22 protein-coding genes are annotated in these 17,815 nt (G+C 68.5%); 10 read left to right on the forward strand and 12 right to left on the reverse strand.

The annotated features are described in order from the left end of the window. The first annotated feature begins 8 nt into the window (after positions 1 to 8). The gene (locus LZ009_RS01135) at positions 9 to 1,754 is read left to right on the forward strand and encodes a lysoplasmalogenase family protein (protein ID WP_275696040.1); all 1,746 of its coding nucleotides are present in this window, start codon (positions 9 to 11) and stop codon (positions 1,752 to 1,754) included. Here the strand turns inward: LZ009_RS01135 and LZ009_RS01140 are convergent. The 3 genes from LZ009_RS01140 to ruvA all read right to left on the reverse strand — a co-directional run bounded on the left by LZ009_RS01140 (position 1,718) and on the right by ruvA (position 4,233). Beyond that, positions 1,718 to 2,440 carry a hypothetical protein gene (locus LZ009_RS01140; RefSeq protein ID WP_275696041.1) on the reverse strand — a complete coding sequence of 241 codons (723 nt, stop codon included), beginning with the start codon at positions 2,438 to 2,440 and terminating at the stop codon, positions 1,718 to 1,720. The genes LZ009_RS01135 and LZ009_RS01140 overlap by 37 nt on opposite strands. A gap of 156 nt (positions 2,441 to 2,596) precedes the next feature. Next, positions 2,597 to 3,658, reverse strand: a complete 1,062-nt coding sequence (ruvB, locus tag LZ009_RS01145; protein ID WP_275696042.1) for a Holliday junction branch migration DNA helicase RuvB — start codon at positions 3,656 to 3,658, stop codon at positions 2,597 to 2,599. Next, the gene (ruvA, locus tag LZ009_RS01150) at positions 3,655 to 4,233 is read right to left on the reverse strand and encodes a Holliday junction branch migration protein RuvA (RefSeq protein ID WP_275696043.1); all 579 of its coding nucleotides are present in this window, start codon (positions 4,231 to 4,233) and stop codon (positions 3,655 to 3,657) included. The genes ruvB and ruvA overlap by 4 nt, the downstream gene beginning before the upstream one ends. Before the next feature lie 27 nt (positions 4,234 to 4,260). Between ruvA and LZ009_RS01155 the strand changes: the two genes are divergently transcribed. Continuing rightward, positions 4,261 to 5,202: a PhoH family protein gene (locus tag LZ009_RS01155; protein ID WP_275696044.1), complete on the forward strand. Its 942-nt coding sequence runs from the start codon at positions 4,261 to 4,263 to the stop codon at positions 5,200 to 5,202. Further along, positions 5,199 to 5,642: an rRNA maturation RNase YbeY gene (gene ybeY / locus LZ009_RS01160; protein WP_275696045.1), complete on the forward strand. Its 444-nt coding sequence runs from the start codon at positions 5,199 to 5,201 to the stop codon at positions 5,640 to 5,642. The genes LZ009_RS01155 and ybeY overlap by 4 nt, the downstream gene beginning before the upstream one ends. A 97-nt stretch (positions 5,643 to 5,739) precedes the next feature. On the opposite strand, the gene dtd is transcribed toward ybeY, so the two are convergent. Together dtd and LZ009_RS01170 are read right to left on the reverse strand one after the other, a co-directional pair. Next, the gene (dtd, locus tag LZ009_RS01165) at positions 5,740 to 6,180 is read right to left on the reverse strand and encodes a D-aminoacyl-tRNA deacylase (RefSeq protein ID WP_275696046.1); all 441 of its coding nucleotides are present in this window, start codon (positions 6,178 to 6,180) and stop codon (positions 5,740 to 5,742) included. Then, positions 6,180 to 7,097 (reverse strand): cation diffusion facilitator family transporter, encoded by a 918-nt coding sequence (locus LZ009_RS01170; protein ID WP_275696047.1) that lies wholly within the window; start codon positions 7,095 to 7,097, stop codon positions 6,180 to 6,182. Before LZ009_RS01170 ends, dtd begins: the two co-directional genes overlap by 1 nt. Before the next feature lie 41 nt (positions 7,098 to 7,138). Between LZ009_RS01170 and LZ009_RS01175 the strand changes: the two genes are divergently transcribed. The 4 genes from LZ009_RS01175 (at position 7,139) to LZ009_RS01190 (ending at position 10,481) form a co-directional block, all read left to right on the forward strand. After that, complete coding sequence (locus tag LZ009_RS01175) at positions 7,139 to 8,596, forward strand: sensor histidine kinase (RefSeq protein WP_275696048.1); 1,458 nt, start codon at positions 7,139 to 7,141, stop codon at positions 8,594 to 8,596. After that, positions 8,593 to 9,213, forward strand: a complete 621-nt coding sequence (locus LZ009_RS01180) for a response regulator transcription factor (protein ID WP_275696049.1) — start codon at positions 8,593 to 8,595, stop codon at positions 9,211 to 9,213. Before LZ009_RS01175 ends, LZ009_RS01180 begins: the two co-directional genes overlap by 4 nt. Before the next feature lie 108 nt (positions 9,214 to 9,321). Further along, entirely contained in the window at positions 9,322 to 9,807 is a 486-nt protein-coding gene (locus tag LZ009_RS01185) for a GlcG/HbpS family heme-binding protein (protein WP_275696050.1), read from the forward strand. Further along, positions 9,804 to 10,481, forward strand: coding sequence for an ankyrin repeat domain-containing protein (locus tag LZ009_RS01190; protein ID WP_275696051.1), 678 nt, complete (start codon positions 9,804 to 9,806; stop codon positions 10,479 to 10,481). Before LZ009_RS01185 ends, LZ009_RS01190 begins: the two co-directional genes overlap by 4 nt. On the opposite strand, the gene vapC is transcribed toward LZ009_RS01190, so the two are convergent. After that, positions 10,478 to 10,885 carry a type II toxin-antitoxin system VapC family toxin gene (vapC, locus tag LZ009_RS01195; RefSeq protein WP_275696052.1) on the reverse strand — a complete coding sequence of 136 codons (408 nt, stop codon included), beginning with the start codon at positions 10,883 to 10,885 and terminating at the stop codon, positions 10,478 to 10,480. The two genes, LZ009_RS01190 and vapC, sit on opposite strands and share 4 nt — an antisense overlap. Next, positions 10,885 to 11,175, reverse strand: a complete 291-nt coding sequence (locus LZ009_RS01200) for a type II toxin-antitoxin system VapB family antitoxin (RefSeq protein ID WP_275696053.1) — start codon at positions 11,173 to 11,175, stop codon at positions 10,885 to 10,887. The genes vapC and LZ009_RS01200 overlap by 1 nt, the downstream gene beginning before the upstream one ends. Before the next feature lie 105 nt (positions 11,176 to 11,280). Between LZ009_RS01200 and LZ009_RS01205 the strand changes: the two genes are divergently transcribed. Then, positions 11,281 to 11,673 (forward strand): cupin domain-containing protein, encoded by a 393-nt coding sequence (locus LZ009_RS01205; protein ID WP_275696054.1) that lies wholly within the window; start codon positions 11,281 to 11,283, stop codon positions 11,671 to 11,673. A gap of 136 nt (positions 11,674 to 11,809) precedes the next feature. On the opposite strand, the gene tyrS is transcribed toward LZ009_RS01205, so the two are convergent. Next, positions 11,810 to 13,045, reverse strand: a complete 1,236-nt coding sequence (gene tyrS / locus LZ009_RS01210) for a tyrosine--tRNA ligase (RefSeq protein WP_275696055.1) — start codon at positions 13,043 to 13,045, stop codon at positions 11,810 to 11,812. Positions 13,046 to 13,230: 185 nt separating this feature from the next. On the opposite strand from tyrS, the gene LZ009_RS01215 reads away from it, so the two are divergent. Together LZ009_RS01215 and LZ009_RS01220 are read left to right on the forward strand one after the other, a co-directional pair. After that, positions 13,231 to 14,589 carry a M23 family metallopeptidase gene (locus LZ009_RS01215; RefSeq protein ID WP_275696056.1) on the forward strand — a complete coding sequence of 453 codons (1,359 nt, stop codon included), beginning with the start codon at positions 13,231 to 13,233 and terminating at the stop codon, positions 14,587 to 14,589. A 54-nt stretch (positions 14,590 to 14,643) separates the two neighbouring features. Then, the gene (locus tag LZ009_RS01220; RefSeq protein ID WP_275696057.1) at positions 14,644 to 15,753 is read left to right on the forward strand and encodes an anhydro-N-acetylmuramic acid kinase; all 1,110 of its coding nucleotides are present in this window, start codon (positions 14,644 to 14,646) and stop codon (positions 15,751 to 15,753) included. On the opposite strand, the gene erpA is transcribed toward LZ009_RS01220, so the two are convergent. The 4 genes from erpA to rpsI all read right to left on the reverse strand — a co-directional run bounded on the left by erpA (position 15,754) and on the right by rpsI (position 17,810). Then, positions 15,754 to 16,119: an iron-sulfur cluster insertion protein ErpA gene (gene erpA / locus LZ009_RS01225; protein ID WP_275696058.1), complete on the reverse strand. Its 366-nt coding sequence runs from the start codon at positions 16,117 to 16,119 to the stop codon at positions 15,754 to 15,756. It abuts the gene before it with no gap. Positions 16,120 to 16,174: 55 nt separating this feature from the next. Further along, positions 16,175 to 16,585 (reverse strand): bactofilin family protein, encoded by a 411-nt coding sequence (locus tag LZ009_RS01230; protein WP_275696059.1) that lies wholly within the window; start codon positions 16,583 to 16,585, stop codon positions 16,175 to 16,177. A gap of 28 nt (positions 16,586 to 16,613) precedes the next feature. Beyond that, positions 16,614 to 17,321 (reverse strand): DUF6776 family protein, encoded by a 708-nt coding sequence (locus LZ009_RS01235; protein ID WP_275696060.1) that lies wholly within the window; start codon positions 17,319 to 17,321, stop codon positions 16,614 to 16,616. A gap of 96 nt (positions 17,322 to 17,417) precedes the next feature. After that, positions 17,418 to 17,810: a 30S ribosomal protein S9 gene (gene rpsI, locus LZ009_RS01240; protein ID WP_275696061.1), complete on the reverse strand. Its 393-nt coding sequence runs from the start codon at positions 17,808 to 17,810 to the stop codon at positions 17,418 to 17,420. Positions 17,811 to 17,815: the final 5 nt, after the last annotated feature.

Below are 17,815 nucleotides of genomic sequence, written 5' to 3' on the forward strand. Positions count from 1 at the left end.
ATGGCGGCATGCAACTGTCGCCCAGCCAGGTCATCGTCCTGGCGACCCCGGTCTTCCTGCTGCTGATCGCCCTGGAGTACGCCTGGGGGATCTACCGCGGCCGCAACACCTACCGGCTGAACGACGCCATCAACAGCATCAGCCTGGGCATGCTGAGCGAGGCCAGCGGCGCGCTGCTCACGCTCTTTCGCGTCGGCATCTACACGGCGCTGGCCGCGCACATCGCGCTGGTCGATGCGCAGGCTTTCTGGCTGTCGCCCGTCGGCTGGCTCGCGGCGCTGGTCTTCTACGACTTCTGCTACTACTGGCAGCACCGCACCGGCCACCGCGTGGCGCTGTTCTGGGCCGCGCACGTGGTGCATCACCAGAGCCAGGACTACAACCTGTCGACGGCGCTGCGGCAGCCCTCCACCTATCCCTTCCTGAACTGGGTGTTCTACGTGCCGATGGCGCTGGCCGGCGTGCCGCCGCTGGTGTTCGGCATCGTCGCCCTGGTCGACCTGCTGTACCAGTTCTGGGTGCACACCGAACACGTCGGCAAGCTGGGCTGGTTCGACCGCGTGTTCTGCTCGCCGTCCAACCACCGTGTGCACCACGCCGTGAACGACATCTACCTCGATCGCAATTACGGCGGCATCCTGGTGCTGTGGGACCGCCTGTTCGGCACCTTCCGCGAGGAAGGCGAGCAGTGCGTCTACGGCACGCGCGCGCCGCTGCGCAGCTGGGACCCGCTGTGGTCCAACGCCGAAGTGTTCTGGGCGCTGGCGCAGGACAGCTGGCACGCGCGGTCCTGGGGCGACAAGCTGCGCGTGTGGTTCAAGCCGCCGGGCTGGCGGCCGGACGACGTGGCGCAGCGCTTCCCGAAACCACCGTTCGACATCGCGAAGGTGGAGCGCTACCACCCGCCCGTGTCGATGGCGGTGGGCTGGTTCGCGAGCCTGCAGTTCATCGCCCTGCTGGGCGGCGTGCTGTGGTTCCTCTGGCATGCCGACCAGGCGCCACTGGCCGGGTCGGTGATCTGGCTTGCCGCCCTGTGCACGGGCATGTGGGCCGTGGGCACGGTGCTGCAAGGACGGCTGACGGTGCTGCAGGTGCTGCTGGTCGAGGCGGCGGCGCTGTCCGTCGCCACCTCCGCGCTGGGACTGCAGGGCCCGCACCTCGTGTTCAAGCCGCTGGCCATGGTGCTGGCGGTTGCCTGCGTGCTGCAGCGCGGGCGGGGCGGCCGCTTCGAGGCGCTACTCGTCGCGGCGCTGGCCTTCTCGCTGGCCGGTGATGTGTTCCTGATGCTCTCCGGCTATTTCATTCCGGGACTGGCGAGCTTCCTGCTGGCGCACCTTTGCTACCTCGCCCTGTTCCGGCAAGGCGTGCAGTGGTTCCCGAGCGGCAGCGCGCTGGCCGGCACGCTCGCGGCAGGCGCGGCGATGTACGCCTTCCTCTATCCGACGCTGGACCCGGTGCTGAAAGTCGCCGTCGCGCTCTACACCCTCGTGATCGCGCTGATGGCGGCACAGGCGATCGGGCGGGCGGTGGCGGTGCGCGATGCCGCATCGACCGCGGTCGCGGCGGGAGCGCTGTTCTTCATGGCCAGCGATTCGCTGCTGGCGATCAACAAGTTCGCCCTGCCGCTGCCGATGGCGCAGTTCGCGGTGCTGGCGACGTACTACGTCGCGCAGCTGCTGATCGCGCTGAACGCGCGCGCACCTTCGGTGCGGGCGGCCTACAAGGACTTCGTGGCGACGAACGTCAGCGCCTGACCGTAGGTGGTATTCACCACGGCGGCTTCCAGCTGCTGCAGGTCGTGGCTGTAGACGGCGGCGCCCGAGAACACCACGCCCGGGAACACGCAAGGCAGGCCGCCGAACTGGATGGTCAGGTCGTAGGCGTCGTCGCGGCGCGGCACCACCTGCCCGGTGATGCTGCAGCCGTTCAGCACGGTGCTCAGCTTGCCGTCCGCCGTCACGTTGAAGGTGGTCTGGCGCAGGCCCAGCGAGAACGTCACTTCGCCCGGGTAGGAGCCCGCCAGGTCGGCCAGCTTGCCATCGGGATCGAAGGCCTTCAGGTAACCGAGCTGCAGCGCCGCGGCGTTCATGGTTCCCTTGATGCCGTTGCTGCCCGTCACCTTGCCGCTGATGGCGGCGGGCGTCGGACGCTGCGGCGGATAGGCGAAGTGGTAGTCCACGCCGTCGGTCGAGGTGAATTTCGCGCCCTGGAAATCGCCGGTGCCGCGCACGAGGCCGCCCAGCGTTCCGGGCGTGCCGGCGTACTTCAGGTAGTAGGTGCCGTCACCGAGGACGATCGCGCTGGCGGCGCGGTTGTCGACCGTGCCCTGCCAGAGGCCGGTATAAGGTTCACCGCCGCCGCAGGAAGACACCGCCACGCTGGCGAGGACTGCGGCGCCGAGGAGGGCCGCGCGTCGCATGGTTTGCTGGAGGAAGTCCATGGTCACCACCTTTCACAGGAAGTGACCAGTGTTGCTAACTGTAAGCTCTGCCGTCAACGCCGTTCGCCAGCAAATGTTCATTCGGCAAGTGATTTAGTTGGCAGAAAACGGCCGCCAGTGGTCTCTTCCGGCGTTGTATCTACGCAACTCGGGCCGTCAGGCCCCGTCGAACAGCTCCGTCCCGCGCGAAGGCGGCACCACGCCCAGGTGCCGGTACGCAGCCATCGTCGCGATGCGGCCGCGCGGCGTGCGCTGCAGGTAGCCCTGCTGGATCAGGTAGGGCTCGATCACGTCCTCGATGGTGTCGCGCTCTTCGCCGATGGAAGCCGCGACGTTGTCCAGCCCCACCGGCCCGCCGTCGAAGCGATGGATCACCGCCTCCAGCAGCTTGCGGTCCATGACGTCGAAGCCCTGCGGATCCACGTCCAGCATGGCCAGCGCCTTCTGCGCGATGCCGTGGTCGATCTTGCCGCTGCCCTTGACGTCGGCGTAGTCGCGCACGCGGCGCAGCAGGCGGTTGGCGATGCGGGGCGTGCCGCGCGAACGGCGCGCGATCTCGCTCGCGCCCTGCTCGTCGATCGGCGCCTTCAGCAGGCCGGCGCTGCGATGCACGATGCGGGTCAGCTCCTCGGGCGTGTAGAACTCCAGCCGCGCGACGATGCCGAAGCGGTCGCGCAGCGGATTGGTCAGCATGCCGGCGCGCGTGGTGGCGCCCACCAGCGTGAAGGGCTGCAGGTCCAGCTTGATCGATCGCGCCGCGGGGCCTTCGCCGATCATGATGTCGATCTGGTAGTCCTCCAGCGCGGGGTAGAGGATTTCCTCCACCACCGGCGACAGGCGATGGATCTCGTCGATGAAGAGGACGTCGTTCTTTTCCAGGTTGGTCAGCAGCGCCGCCAGGTCCTTGGGCTTTTCCAGCACGGGGCCGGAGGTCTGGCGCAGGTTCACACCCAGCTCGTGGGCGATGATGTGCGACAGCGTGGTCTTGCCCAGGCCCGGCGGGCCGAACAGCAGCACGTGGTCGAGCGCCTCGCCGCGCTTGCGGGCCGCGCCGATGAAGATCTCCAGCTGCTCGCGCGTCTTGGCCTGGCCGACGTATTCCTTCAGGCCCTTGGGTCGCAGCGCGCGTTCCAGCGCTTCTTCCTGCGGCGATGCGGGCGCGGCGGAGACCACGCGCTTGGGCGGCGGCGGAGCGAAATCGTCGGTCTGGATGCTCATCTCACCAGTGCCTTCAGCGCCTGCTTGATGCCTTCACTCACGCCGATGTCCTTGGGCAAGGACTTGAGCGCGGCCTGCGCCTCCTTGTCGCTGTAGCCCAGGCCGACCAGCGCCTGCAGGATGTCGCCCTGGTGGTCGGTGACCGGCGTGCCGCCCCCGGGCAGGCCGAGGTCGGCGCCGATCTTGCCCTTCAATTCCAGCAGCAGGCGTTCGGCGGTCTTCTTGCCGATGCCGGGCACCTTCACCAGGCGGCCGGCATCCTGCGCCGTCACCGCCTGCGCGATGTCGCCCACGCTCATGCCGCTCAGCACCGACAGCGCCGTGCGCGGTCCGACGCCCGAAATCTTGATCAGTTCGCGGAACGCCGCGCGCTCGCCGGGCGAGCCGAAGCCGTAGAGGATCTGCGCGTCCTCGCGCACCACGAAGTGGGTCAGCAGCGTGACCTTCTCGCCCAGGCCCGGCAGGTTGAAGAACGTGCTCATGGGCACATCCACCTCGTAGCCGACGCCGTTGCAGTCCACCAGCACCTGCGGCGGATTCTTGTCGCTCAGCGTCCCCGTCAATTTGCCTATCATTGCGGTCCCTTCCTGGGGATTATCACTTTGATTCTGCGTCACGCATTCACGCCCCTGAACAACAACCGCCTCGGCCACCTGTGCGGGCCCATGGACGAACACCTGCGCACCATCGAGCAGGCGCTGCAGGTGCGCATCGGGCACCGGCAGGAGCACTTCCGCGTCGAGGGACCCAAGGCGAAGGCGGAACGCGCGATGAACGTGCTGCAGGCGCTGTACGAGACGGCGGGCCGCAGCATTCCCCGCGATCGCGTGCAGCTGATGGTGGCCGGCGACGCGCCGCTGTCCGAGGACGACGACGGGTCGCTGGTGCTGCACACGCGGCGCAGCGACCTGAAGGCGCGCACGGCCAACCAGAGCGTCTATCTGGACAACATCGCCGGCCACGACATCACCTTCGGCATCGGTCCCGCCGGCACCGGCAAGACCTACCTGGCGGTCGCCTGCGCCGTCGACGCGCTGGAGCGCAACGCGGTGCAGCGCATCGTGCTGACGCGTCCCGCGGTGGAGGCGGGCGAGAAGCTGGGCTTCCTGCCGGGCGACCTCTCGCAGAAGGTCGACCCTTACCTGCGGCCGCTGTACGACGCCCTCTACGAGCTGATGGGATTCGACCGCGTGGCCAAGGCCTTCGAGCGCAACGCGCTGGAGATCGCGCCGCTGGCCTTCATGCGCGGCCGCACCCTGAGCAACGCCTTCGTGATCCTCGACGAGGCGCAGAACACCACCCCGGAACAGATGAAGATGTTCCTCACGCGCATCGGCTTCGGCAGCAAGGCCGTGGTCACCGGCGACGTGAGCCAGATCGACCTGCCCAAGGGCGCGCTGTCGGGACTCGTGGAGGCGGAGCACATCCTCAAGCGCGTGAAGGGCATCGCCCACACGCGATTCACGAGCGCGGACGTCGTGCGGCACCCGTTGGTGGCGCGCATCGTCGACGCCTACGACGCCGCGCGCGCCAAAGAGCGATGACGCTCGACCTGGCACTGCAGTTCGGCGAGTTTCCGGGCGTCGCCGCGCATCGGGCCCTGCTCACCAAGGCGCGAGTGAAGCGCTGGATGGCGATCGCGCTGAAGAATCCGGGCGAGATCTCCGTGCGCATCGTGGGCGAGGACGAAGGGCGCGCCTTGAACCGCCAGTACCGCCGCAAGGATTACGCGACCAACGTGCTGACCTTCGACTATGCGCAGCAGCCGGTGGTGTCGGCGGACCTGGTGCTGTGCGGTCCGGTGGTGGAGCGCGAGGCGAGGGAACAGGGCAAGTCGCTGGAAGAGCATTACGCGCATTTGCTGGTGCACGGGACCTTGCATGCGCAGGGTTACGACCACGAGCGGGGCGAGCGCGAGGCCATGGAGATGGAGGCGGTGGAGATCCTTCTCCTTGCCGCGCTCGGCATCGCCAACCCTTACTAGTCCCCGCGCGCTTGTCATCCCGGGCTCGACCCGGGATCCATCTTCCGCGGCCGAACGAGCTCCGGGAGATGGATTGCGGGTCAAGCCCGCAATGACATCATTTGACGGTCATCGGAATCGTCACCGGCCCATCGTTCACCAGGTGCACCTGCATGTCCTCCGCGAACTCCCCGGTCGCCACGACCGGATGCTGCCCGCGTGCTTTCTCCACGAAATAGTCGTACAGCCGCCGCCCTTCCTCCGGCGCGGCCGCATTGGTGAAACTCGGCCGGTTGCCGCCGCTCACGTCCGCGGCCAGCGTGAACTGGCTCACCACCAGCAGGCCGCCCGCGACGTCCTGCACGCTGCGGTTCATCTTGCCGGCCTCGTCGCTGAAGATGCGCAGCTTCAGCAGCTTGGCCAGCAGCTTGTCCGCCTGCACCTCGCTGTCGCCCCGTTCGGCGCAGACCAGCACCAGCAAGCCCTGATCGATCGCGCCCGTCACGCGCCCCGCCACTTCGACGCGCGCCTCGCGCACCCGCTGCACCACGGCCAGCATCAGATCAGGTCCTCTTCGTCATCGAAGTGCGGCTCCACGTTGTTCGGCAGCAGCTGGATGGTCGCCCGCAGGCCGGGCACCGCGCTCATCAAGGCCTGCTCCACCGAGGCGCGCAAGGCGGCCGCGCGGCCCAGGGACACGTTGGCCGGCATGTGCATGTGCAGGTCGACGAAGCGGCGGCGTCCCGAGCGGCGCGAGGAGACGTGATCGAAGCGGATGGTGCGGTGCTTGAACTGCGCCAGCGTCTTGTCGATCTCGGCCAGCACGTCGGGCTCCAGGGCGCGGTCCATCAGGCCCTCGGTGGAGCGCCACATCAGCGACACGCCTTCGCGCAGGATGTTGGCGGCGACGCCGATCGCCACCACCGGGTCCAGCCAGAGCCAGCCGGTCGCGGCCGCCAGGCCCACGCCGACCACGACGCCGGCGGAGGTCCAGACATCCGTCATCAGGTGGCGCGCGTCGCCATCGAGGGCCATCGAACGATGTTCGCGGGCCGACTGCAACATCAGCCACGCCAGTCCGCCGTTCAGCGCGGAGCTCAGGACCGACAGAACCATGCCGACGCCCAGCTGCTCCAGCGGCTGCGGCGCCCGCAGGCGCAGCAGCGCGGCCCACAGGATGGCCGCGGCGGCGATGAAGATCATCATGCCTTCGAAGCCGGAGGAGAAATACTCCGCCTTGTGGTGGCCGTAAGGATGGTCCTCGTCGGCGGGCCGCTGGGCGATCTTCACCATCACGAGCGCGAAGGCGGCGCTGGCCAGGTTGACGAGCGACTCCATCGCATCCGAGGCGAGGCCGACCGAACCGGTCAGCCACCAGGCCAGGGTCTTCATGGCGATCGTGACGATGGCAACGGCAATGGACCAGCGCAGCAGCGTCTCGGGCTGCAGGCGGCTGGCGGCATGGGCAAGCGACATGGCGCCGATTGTGCGACAGGCCGCATGCCAGAATCCGCGCCATGCGCCGCCCGACCGGCCAGCAAGGCCTGGCAATCGCCCTGTGGTTCGTCCTGACGGCGGCCGGATGCGTGCTGCTGGCCCGTGCCGAACTGGGCCGGCTGCGCGAAGCCTTCGAGACCGATGCCCGCATCGCGCACCGGCTGCTGAGCCAGCGCGCCGTGCAGCACGACGCCGTGCTGGCGACGCTGGCACTGCTGCAACCTTCGGCCGCCGCCGGCGCCGAGAAGCGCCTGCCCGCGCTCTATCCGCAGATCCTGGCGGTGCAGCGCCGCGACGGCGAGGACGCCTGGCCGGAACCCGCGCTGGCCGCCGCCGAAGCCGAATCGCGCAGCTTGAAACGCGCCGTGCTGGTCGATGCCGACCTGGCCGCAGCCCGCTATCGCTTGCTGCTGGCGGGGGCGCCGGCGAGCTTCGCGCTCACGATGGACCTGCGCGCCGTCGTGCCCTGGAGCGAGTGGCCGATGGCGCCGCAGCAAAGCCCGGTGCGCGTGAGCGTGGAACACGCCGGCCAGCATTACCTGCTCCAGCCCGGACGCGACCCCGGCACCGGCTGGCGCTATGAATTCCACAAGCACCTGGCCGCCGACAGCCAGCCTTTCGACGTGGCCGCCCTGCGCGTCGTCGGCTGGAACGAACTGCCCTGGCGCTGGATGCTGTCCTGGGCGGCCGCGATGGCCCTGCTGGTGGCGGCATGGCAATGGCTGCGGCGCCAGCGAGCCGAGCGGCAACGCGCCGAGGAATTGCTGCGGCTCGGCCAGGTCGCCCGCCTGAACTCCCTGGGCGAACTGGCCGCCGGCCTCGCGCACGAATTGAACCAGCCGCTGACGGCGGTGCTGGCCAACACGCAGGCCGCGCGGCGCCTGCTGGAGGACGAGCCGCCCGACCTGGCCACCGCGCGCGACGCGATGCGGCAGGCCGGCGACCAGGCCAAGCGCGCCAGCGAAGTGCTGGGGCGGCTGCGGCGCGGCATCGAGCGCCCGGGCCAGGGCGCCGCCTTGCAGCCGGTGCTGCTGGAACAGGCCGTGCGCAATGCGCTGTACCTGCTGGAGCCCGAGTTCGCCAAGCGCCAGGTCGCGCCGCGGCTCGAAAGCACGACGCCCTCGCTGGCCGTGCAGGCCGAGCCGGTCGCGCTGGAACAGATCATCCACAACCTGCTGACCAATGCCTTGCAGGCGCTGGACCAGGTGCCGGCCGGCGAACGCAGCCTGTCGGTGCGGCTGCAGGCCGACCAGGGACAAGGTGCGCTCACCGTGGACGACAGCGGCCCGGGCATTCCGCCGGAGTTGCTGCCGCGCATCTTCGAACCGTTCTTCAGCACGCGCGAGCAGGGGCTCGGCCTCGGCCTCAGCCTGTGCGAAAGCCTGGCCGCCGCCATGGGCGGACAACTCGGCGTGCAGCCGCGCACGCCGCGCGGCGCGGCCTTCACCTTGCGCCTGCCGCTGGCGCCCGCAACATGAGCGCGACGCTGTCCCCGCTGATCCACCTGGTCGACGACGACGAGGCCGTGCGCAGCAGCCTCGCGTTGCTGATCTCCACCGTCGGCCTGCGCGTGCAAGGCTGGAGCGACCCGCAGGCCTTCCTGCGCGAGTTCCCGCGCGGCGACATCGGCGCGATCGTGCTCGACGTGCGCATGCCGGGCATCAGCGGGCTGGCGGTGCTCGAGACGCTGCTCGCGCAAGGGGTCGACCAGCCGGTGATCATGCTGACGGGCCACGGCACCGTGGACATGTGCCGGCGCGCGTTCAAGTCCGGCGCCGCGGAGTTCCTGGAAAAACCGGTGGACGACGAGCTGCTGCTGGAGGCGCTGCAGAACGCCGTGCGCCAGCACGTGCGTTCGCGCGAGCGGCTCGCGGCCGACCAGCAGGCGCGCGAGCGCTATGCGCAGCTGTCGGAGCGCGAGCGCGAGGTGCTGGGCCTGATCGTCGAGGGGCTGACCAACAAGGAGATCGGGCGCGCGCTGACGCTGTCGCCGCGCACGGTGGAAACCCATCGCGCGAACCTGTTCGCGAAGCTGCAGGCGGAGTCGCTGGCGCAGTTGATCCGGCGTTATGCGAGCCTGGTGGACGGCGCGTGACCGGTCGAGTCGCTCCGTAAAACTACGGAACCCCGCGCGTAGCCGCACGAATGTCCAATCCGGACGCGGATTCCTACAGTTCTCCCACCAACCACGGAGACCTCACGAATGAACCGCTTCCTGATCGCCCTGACCCTCACCGCCACCGCTGCCGCCGCGCAAGCGCAAGGCGTGCGCACCGAGCGCAACGTCTCGCTGGCCCTGGCCAACCAGATCGCCGCGGCCACCGTCGCCGCCTGCTCCGCCAACGGCTACGCCGTGGCCGCGACCGTCGTCGACCGCGCCGGCGGCATCCGTGCCGTGCAGCGCGCCGACAATGCCGGCCCGCACACGCTGGCGGCCAGCTACGACAAGGCCTTCACCTCCGCCTCGGCCAAGAACAACACGCTGGCCATGATGGAAGGCGCGCAGAAAAACCCGGCCGCCGCCAACCTGGTGCACATCCCCGGCTTCCTGCTGCTGGGCGGCGGCGTGCCGATCAAGGTGGGCAACGAGACCATCGGCGCGGTCGGTGTCGGCGGCGCCCCCGGCGGCCACCTCGACGAGCAGTGCGCGGTGGCGGCGCTGGACCAGGTCAAGGAGCAGCTGAAGTGAAGACCATCGTGCTGGCCCTCGCGCTGGCCCTGGCCGGCGCCGCACAGGCGCAGGTCGGCCCCACGCCGGCCGAGGCCGCGCAGTACCAGGGCCTGCATGCCGCCGCGCACGCGGGCGATGCCACGCGCATCGCCAGGCTGGCCGCCGGCGGCGCCGACCTCAATGCACGCGACGGCTACGGCCGCACGCCGCTGCACGTGGCCACGTTCGCGAAGCAGCGCGGCGCGATCGAAGCCCTGGCCAAGGCCGGCGCGAAGCTGGACCTGCTGGAAAGCGACCGCTACGACGGCGTCACCATCGCCTCGGTGGCCGACGACGAAGCGACGCTGAAGCTGCTGCTCTCGCTGGGCGCCAGCGCGAAGCAGGTCACGAGCCGCTACGACGGCACCGCGCTGATCGCCGCGGCGCACCTGGGGCACGACGGCGTGGTGCGCCAATTGATCGCCGCGGGTGCACCGCTGGACCACGTGAACAACCTGCACTGGACGGCGGTGATCGAGTCCATCGTGCTGGGCGACGGCGGGCCGCGGCACCAGCGCACCTTGCAGGCGCTGGTTGCGGCGAAGGCGAACCTGCAGCTCGCCGATCGCACCGGACGCACGCCGCTGCAGCTGGCGCAGGCGCGCGGCTACAAGGAGATGGTGGCGATGCTGGAGGCGGCGGGCGCGCGTTAGTGCGGGCGGCCGGGATAGATCATCAGCGCCGGCTCGACCTGGGCCAACGCGATGAAATCCCGGTCGTTGTGCACCAGCAGCGCACCGTGCTCCAGTGCAACTGCAGCGATCAGACAGTCGTCAGGCTTGCGGATGGTGAATCCCACGCGCCGCGCGCGCCGATGCAGGATGGCTGCGATTTCGTACGTGGAAAGCTCCCGCGGTTCCAACAGCACCATGGTGGACAGCATGTCCCGCAGTGCTTCGAAGCCTCGATCGCTGCGGGCGCCCTGCAACACCTCTTGGTAGATGATGCCTGTGACGGCAATGTCCTCTTGACCATCTCGCTCGTCGACAAATCGGGTGCCTTGGGTATCCACGCCCAGGGAGCGATCGATCCAGACCGAGGAATCGACGAGCAGCATCAGGTTTTGCGCCGAGTCGGCGTCTTCTTGCTGGAGGGCCTGGCGGCCACCTTGTATGCGGCGCGTACCTGTTCGACGCGATACCTGCCGAACTCCTCAGGTGACGACGCCTTCGGATCGTAGGTCGGATCGATATCTCCCACGCCCAGAAAGTCCCGGAATCGCGGCCGCTTTGCGCGCGCAACCAGCTCGCGTAGGGCACGGTCGACCACCTCCCGCTTGGTGCGAGCGCCAGAGACCTCCATCGCCTGTGCGACGAGCGCTTCGTCGATGTCGATGTTGGTGATCATTTTGTGGATTGTATGTCTCTTGTATAAAAAAGCCACCCCGGGTAGGCCCCGAGCGCCTGAAGCCGACCGCTGGCTAGCATTTGCTCCTCTCTCGGAGGACTCGCAATGCGTACTCATCGTCTCACCCTCTTCGCCGCCGCCCTCACCGTCGCCGCCGGCACCCTCTTCGCCCAGGCTTCGGGCCTCACCCGCACGATGCTGGGCAAGCACGACCTCTCGGCGCCGGGCTACGAAGCCGTGATCGCGCGCGTCGAAGTGGCGCCGGGCGCCAAGGCGGGCCGGCACACGCATCCGGGCGAGGAGATCAGCTACATCCTGGAAGGCGAGGCGCTGCTGCTGGTCGACGGCCAGCCGCCGCGCACCGTGAAGGCGGGCGAGTCGTTCGTGATTCCGGCCGGGGTCGTGCATGACGCGCACAACGCGAGCGCCGCGCCGATCAAGCTGGTCGGGGTGTATGTGGTGGAGAAGGGGAAGCCGCTGGCGACGCCGGCGCCGTAATTTGCATCCGTGGGCAGCCGGGGTTGCCACCCCGGCATACGGAACGCGGGGAAAGCCGCGGTTCGCAAGGCTCACCACGGCCTACGGGGCCGTCCGTTAGGCCGTGGTGAGCGCGAAGCCGAACCGCGGCTGCCCCTCACGCCAACGTGACGCGCGCAAACTTCCGCTTGCCCACCTGCACGACATACGTGCCGGCTTCCAGCTTCAGCCCCTTGTCGCTGACCACGCTCGAATCCACCCGCACGCCGCCGCCTTCGATCAGGCGGTTTGCCTCGCTGGTGGAAGGCGCCAGGTTGGCCTGCTTCAACAACTGAGCGATCCCCAGCGGCGCGCCCGAAAGCGCGACCTCGGGGATCTCGTCCGGCACGCCGCCCTTGCTGCGGTTGACGAAGTCCTGCTCCGCCGCGTCGGCGGCCTGCGTGCTGTGGAAGCGCGCGGTGATCTCCTTGGCCAGCATGACCTTCGCATCGCGCGGATTGCGGCCGCCGGCCACTTCGGCCTTGAGCTTCTCGATCGCTTCGGTGCTCAGCGCGCTCAGCAGCGTGAACCAGCGCCACATCAGCACGTCGCTGATCGACATGACCTTGGCGAACATGGTGTTCGCCTCCTCGGTCACGCCGATGTAGTTGTTCTTGCTCTTCGACATCTTCTCGACGCCGTCCAGCCCCTCCAGCAGCGGCATGGTCAGGATGCACTGCGGCTCCTGGCCGTACTCGGCCTGAAGGTGCCGGCCCATGAGCAGGTTGAACTTCTGGTCGGTGCCGCCGAGTTCCAGGTCGCTCTTGAGCGCGACGGAGTCGTAGCCCTGCATCAGCGGGTACAGGAATTCGTGCACCGAGATCGAGGTGCCGCTCTTGAAGCGCTCGTGGAAGTCGTTGCGCTCCATCATCCGGGCCACCGTGTACTTGGCCGCCAGCTGGATCATCCCGCGGGCGCCCAGGGGGTCGCTCCACTCGCTGTTGTAGCGAACCTCGGCCTTGTCCACGTCCAAAACGGTGCGCAGCTGGTCGAAATAGGTCTTGGCGTTGGCCTCGATCTGCTCCCGGGTGAGGGGCGGGCGGGTGCTGTTGCGGCCGGACGGGTCGCCGATCGTCGTCGTGAAGTCACCGATCAGCGGAATGACCAGGTGCCCCAGGTCCTGCAGCTGTTTCATCTTGCTGAACACGACCGTGTGGCCCAGGTGGATGTCCGGCGCGGTCGGGTCCAGGCCGAACTTGATGCGCAAAGGCACCCCGGTTGCCTCGGAACGGGCCAGTTTCTGCAGCCAGTCCTCCTGCGGGATCAACTCCTCGCAGCCCCGCAAAGTGACCGCCAGGGCCGCCCGCGCGGCGTCGGTCACGGGCCATTTTTTTGTAACAAGCTCTTGATTCATAAGGAGTTTTACAGATGCCGGGCCGCTGAGGTTGGCTACAATGCGGGCTCGCCGGGCAGCTGCCGATTGTAAGTTGCCACCCGTTTTCTTCCCGTCCCGTTGCCAGCCGGTTTCTCCAGGCGACGTGGGCGACGACCTACCGCGGTGTAGGACGAACAACGACATCGCGGAGAGGGGATCCCGTTTTGAAGAGTCTGATCAGTGCCGGGGAGCAGCTCGCGTCGCGCGCCAAGCGCACGCTGGAGCACCACCCCCGGCAAATCACGGCCGTCGTGGCCGCGCTGCTGCTGTGCGGCGGTGGCGGCGCCTACGCCGTCGCCTCGCTCGGCCCCGACCCGTCCCTGCTTCCGGTCCGTGAGGTATTGGAACACGTGGAGACGCTGCCGCTGGACGCGCAGGTCGAAGCCCTCGACGGCCACCGTTTCAGCCTCTACAGCAGCGACACGGTCCGCAAGGCCGATTCCGTCGATTCGCTGTTGGGCCGCCTGGGCATCAACGACCCCGTCGCCGCCACCTTCCTGCGCCAGGACCCGGCCGCCCGCCAGCAGCTGCTGGCCGTCACCGGCCGCACCATCAGCGTCGAGGCCACCGACAACCGCAACCTGTCCCGCCTCACGGTTCGCTGGTCCTTCGAGGACCCGACCAAGTTCAAGCGGCTCGTGGTCGAGCGCCAGGCCGACGGCAAGTTCGCCTCGCGCATCGAGGTCGCGCCGCTGACCGCATCGCTGCGCGTCGGCACCGGCGTGGTCCGCACCTCGCTCTATGCCGCCGTCGACGACGCCGGGATCCCCGATGCCGTGACCAGCCAGCTGGTCGAAGTGTTCTCCGGCACCATCGACTTCCACCGCGGCCTGCGCGTCGGCGACCAGTTCGCCGTGGTCTACGAGACGCTGGAAGCCGACGGCGAGCCGCTGCGCACCGGCCGCGTCATCTCCGCCGACTTCACCAACGCCGGCCGCCGCCTGGACGCCATGTGGTTCCAGGAGCCGGGCCAGCGGGGCGGCTACTACAACTTCCAGGGCCAGAGCCTGGAGCGCGCCTTCCTGGCGTCGCCCCTGGCCGTGTCGCGGGTGACGAGCAGCTTCAAGATGCGCTTCCACCCGATCCTGCACACCTGGATCCAGCACAACGGCGTCGACTACGGCGCGCCCACCGGCACGCCGGTGCGCAGCGTCGGCGAAGGCCGGGTGGACTACGCCGGCCGCATGAACGGCTACGGCAACGTGGTGCAGATCGACCATGGCAAGGGCGACACCACGGTGTACGCCCACCTGAGCCGGGTCGACGTGCGCCTGGGCCAGCCGGTGCAGCGCGGCCAGGTGGTCGGCGCCGTCGGCGCCACGGGCTGGGCCACCGGCCCGCACCTGCACTTCGAATTCCGCGAGAACGGCCGCCAGCGCGACCCGATCGAAGTGGCGCGCCAGAGCCAGCCGGCCACCCTGTCGGCAGCGGCGCGTCCGGCCTTCGACAAGGCGGCGGAGTCGCTGCGGGCGCAACTGGCCGCGGTGACGATGAACGCGCCGCAGCTGGCTTCCGCGCGCTGACACTGGATCCCGGCTCCAGGCCGGGATGACAAGCCTTGGGGATACCATTCCCCCATGCGCGACCTCTTCATCGGCCTCATGTCCGGCACCTCCATGGACGGTGTCGACGGCGTGCTGGCCGGCTTCTCCACCGGCCGCCCGCAGGTCCTGCAGCACGCCAGCGCCCCCTTCCCGGATGGCCTGCGCGCGGAACTGATGGCGCTCAACACCTCGGGCCCGGACGAACTGCATCGCGCCTGGCTGGCCGGCAATGCGCTGATGCGCGTCTATGCCGACGTGGTGCATGCCCTGCTCGCGCATGCGCAACTGCCGGCATCGGCGGTACAGGCGATCGGCGCCCACGGCCAGACCGTGCGGCACCGGCCCCAGCAGTTCGACGGCACCGGCTACACGATCCAGCTCGCCCAACCGGCCTTGCTGGCGGAGCTGAGCGGCATCGAAGTGGTGGCCGACTTCCGCAGCCGCGACGTCGCCGCCGGCGGCCAGGGCGCGCCGCTCGCGCCCTTCTTCCACCAGGAGGTGTTCGGCCGCTCGGGCCACGCCGTCGGGGTGCTGAACATCGGCGGCATCTCCAACATCACGCTGCTGCGCGCCGACGGCAGCATGCGCGGTTTCGACTGCGGCCCCGGCAATGCGTTGATGGACGACTGGTGCGCGCAGCACACGGGCGCGCCCTACGACGACGACGGCCGCTGGGCCGCCTCCGGCCACGTGCAGGACCCACTGCTGGCCCGCCTGCTGGCCGAGCCCTACTTCGCCCTGCCGCCGCCCAAGAGCACCGGCCGCGACCTGTTCAACCGCCCCTGGCTGGAGGCGCACCTGCAGTCCTTCCGCCACCTGGCGCCGGTGGATGTGCAGGCCACGCTGACCGAGCTCACCGCGCGAGCGATTGCCAGCGAGGCCAAGCGGCATGCGCCGCAGCTGGAAGAACTGATCGTCTGCGGCGGCGGCGCGCTGAACGGCCACCTGATGCGGCGGCTGCAGGCCTTGCTGCCGGGTGCCAGGGTGAGTTCCAGCGGCGACCACGGCATCCCGCCCATGCAGGTCGAGGCCGCCGCCTTCGCCTGGCTGGCGCGCAAGGCCGTGCGCGGCGAAAAACTGGAGCTCACAAGCACAACGGGCGCCCATGGCGCCCGTGTGTTGGGGGGAATCTACCCGGCCTGATCAGGCCGAGAAGCTCGAACCGCAGCCGCAGGTGGTGGTTGCGTTCGGGTTCTTGATCACGAACTGCGCGCCCTGCAGGTCTTCCTTGTAGTCGATCTCGGCGCCCACCAGGTACTGGTAGCTCATCGCGTCGATCAGCAGCGAGACGCCGTTCTTGGTCATCACGGTGTCGTCGTCGTTGGTGATCTCGTCGAAGGTGAAGCCGTACTGGAAGCCCGAGCAGCCGCCACCCTGGACGAACACGCGCAGCTTGAGGTCCGGATTGCCCTCTTCGGCGATGAGATCGGCGACCTTGGCCGCGGCGCTGTCGGTGAACAGCAGCGGGGCGGGCATATCGGTCGAGACGTTTTCGGCAACAGCGCTCATGTGGATTTCCTCAGGTCTTGCCACCAATGGTACGCCAGGCGGCGGCCAGCCGCTCTCAGGCGCTCTTTGCTGCCAGCTTGAGTAAGGGCTTTTCTTCCTCGCCGGCGGCTCCGTTGGCCAGCAGCGGCCGCAGTTGACCGGAGATGGTGGCGCCCTGGTGCATTTCCAGGGCGATATAGGAAACGTCGCCTTCGATCCGGGCCTTGGGCTGCAATTCGAGCAGCTCGCGGGCGTGGACCGGGCCGCGCACGGTGCCGTTGATGATCACGTGGTCGGCGACGATGGCGCCGTGCACGATGGCCGCCTCGGAGATCACCAGCAGGCTGTTCTCCTCGGAGGTGGCCTGGATGTCGCCGTAGACCTCGCCGTCGACGCGCAGGCCTTCGTTGAATTTCATGTTGCCTTCGATGCGCGTTCCCTGCGCGATCAGGCTCTTGATGGGAGGCTGGGCTTTCTTACCGAACATGCTGGATTCTCCTGACGACTTTTTCGACTTACAAGGAAACGTTCTGCTGGGCCCGGCTGACCGACCCTTCCACCACCCGGGCGGAAACATTTTTTACCACGGCCTGGGGCGGCAGATCGACCATTCCCTCCAGACGGCGGTATTGGCGGAACTGAAGGGCTTGCGGCCCCCCCGGCAGGCCCATCATCCAGGGCTTTCCGTCCAGGGTGCCGGACACGTTGAGCTCCAGCTTGCCCCGGAATTCGGGCGCGTTCTTCACCGGCTGGATCACCAGCACCTGCCACTTCAGCTGGGTGCCGGACAGCACCTCGGCCTGCAGGCCGCGGATGGTGACGGCTTCGGTGCCGCTGGCGGGCATGAGCTTCTCGAAGAAGCCCAGGTCCTCGCGCAGGGCGCGGTTCTCGGTCTCGAGCACGCGGATCTGGTTGGCCAGGCGCTCCTGGGCGGAGCGCTCCACCAGCATCGCGCTGCCGGACGTGTTCAGGATGGATTGCAGCCGGTCGCGGTCGCCGCGCAGCTTGGCGGCGTCCAGGCGCAGCTGTTCGAGTTCTTCCTTGTCGGTGTTGTCGACGCCGGCCAGGCCCTTGCCCAGCTCGAAGGTCCACAGGGCGATGGCGCCGCAGAAACCCAGCACGATGGCGGCAGCGGCCCATTGCAGGGGCCAGGGCATGGCGCTGCGCACCTTCATCCGCGGTGCGCTGATGGTCAGCCTACGCCTGAGCAGCTTGAAACGCATGGATGAGGATGCTGCACAAAGAACAAAGCCGCAGCAAGTCTTGACTTGTGCGGCTTTGTGTCGGACGACAACCCGTAGGCCGTCGTCGGGGGAAGCTTAGCGCTTCGAGAACTGCTTGCGGCGGCGAGCAGAGTGCAGGCCGACCTTCTTCCGTTCCACTTCGCGAGCGTCGCGGGTCACGAAGCCGGCTGCGGACAGCTGGGGCTTGAGGGCCGCGTCGTAGTCGATCAGGGCGCGCGTGATGCCGTGGCGGACCGCGCCGGCCTGGCCGGATTCGCCGCCGCCGTGCACGTTGCACTGGATGTCGAACGCTTCAGCGTTGTTGGTCAGCACCAACGGCTGCTTGGCGATCATGATCGAGGTCTGGCGGCCGAAGAACTCCTGGATGTCCTTGCCGTTGACCGTGATCTTGCCGGAGCCCTTCTTCAGGAACACGCGGGCGACGCTGGATTTGCGACGGCCGGTGCCGTTGTTCCATTCACCAATCATCAATA

It is taken from the genome of Ramlibacter paludis, from assembly GCF_022012305.1.
GTDB classification, from domain to species: Bacteria; Pseudomonadota; Gammaproteobacteria; order Burkholderiales; family Burkholderiaceae_C; genus Ramlibacter; species Ramlibacter paludis.

Excerpts from the sequence above, each read along its gene's own strand:
- LZ009_RS01205 (WP_275696054.1), top strand. The coding sequence starts at position 11,281 with ATGCGTACTCATCGTCTCACCCTCTTCGCCGCCGCCCTCACCGTCGCC.
- dtd (WP_275696046.1), bottom strand. The coding sequence starts at position 6,180 with ATGCTGGCCGTGGTGCAGCGGGTGCGCGAGGCGCGCGTCGAAGTGGCG.
- LZ009_RS01180 (WP_275696049.1), top strand. The coding sequence starts at position 8,593 with ATGAGCGCGACGCTGTCCCCGCTGATCCACCTGGTCGACGACGACGAG.
- LZ009_RS01235 (WP_275696060.1), bottom strand. The coding sequence starts at position 17,321 with ATGCGTTTCAAGCTGCTCAGGCGTAGGCTGACCATCAGCGCACCGCGG.
- ruvB (WP_275696042.1), bottom strand. The coding sequence starts at position 3,658 with ATGAGCATCCAGACCGACGATTTCGCTCCGCCGCCGCCCAAGCGCGTG.
- tyrS (WP_275696055.1), bottom strand. The coding sequence starts at position 13,045 with ATGAATCAAGAGCTTGTTACAAAAAAATGGCCCGTGACCGACGCCGCG.
- LZ009_RS01220 (WP_275696057.1), top strand. The coding sequence starts at position 14,644 with ATGCGCGACCTCTTCATCGGCCTCATGTCCGGCACCTCCATGGACGGT.
- erpA (WP_275696058.1), bottom strand. The coding sequence starts at position 16,119 with ATGAGCGCTGTTGCCGAAAACGTCTCGACCGATATGCCCGCCCCGCTG.
- LZ009_RS01170 (WP_275696047.1), bottom strand. The coding sequence starts at position 7,097 with ATGTCGCTTGCCCATGCCGCCAGCCGCCTGCAGCCCGAGACGCTGCTG.
- vapC (WP_275696052.1), bottom strand. The coding sequence starts at position 10,885 with ATGCTGCTCGTCGATTCCTCGGTCTGGATCGATCGCTCCCTGGGCGTG.
- ruvA (WP_275696043.1), bottom strand. The coding sequence starts at position 4,233 with ATGATAGGCAAATTGACGGGGACGCTGAGCGACAAGAATCCGCCGCAG.
- LZ009_RS01230 (WP_275696059.1), bottom strand. The coding sequence starts at position 16,585 with ATGTTCGGTAAGAAAGCCCAGCCTCCCATCAAGAGCCTGATCGCGCAG.
- LZ009_RS01175 (WP_275696048.1), top strand. The coding sequence starts at position 7,139 with ATGCGCCGCCCGACCGGCCAGCAAGGCCTGGCAATCGCCCTGTGGTTC.
- LZ009_RS01140 (WP_275696041.1), bottom strand. The coding sequence starts at position 2,440 with ATGGACTTCCTCCAGCAAACCATGCGACGCGCGGCCCTCCTCGGCGCC.
- ybeY (WP_275696045.1), top strand. The coding sequence starts at position 5,199 with ATGACGCTCGACCTGGCACTGCAGTTCGGCGAGTTTCCGGGCGTCGCC.
- LZ009_RS01185 (WP_275696050.1), top strand. The coding sequence starts at position 9,322 with ATGAACCGCTTCCTGATCGCCCTGACCCTCACCGCCACCGCTGCCGCC.
- rpsI (WP_275696061.1), bottom strand. The coding sequence starts at position 17,810 with ATGATTGGTGAATGGAACAACGGCACCGGCCGTCGCAAATCCAGCGTC.
- LZ009_RS01200 (WP_275696053.1), bottom strand. The coding sequence starts at position 11,175 with ATGATCACCAACATCGACATCGACGAAGCGCTCGTCGCACAGGCGATG.
- LZ009_RS01135 (WP_275696040.1), top strand. The coding sequence starts at position 9 with ATGCAACTGTCGCCCAGCCAGGTCATCGTCCTGGCGACCCCGGTCTTC.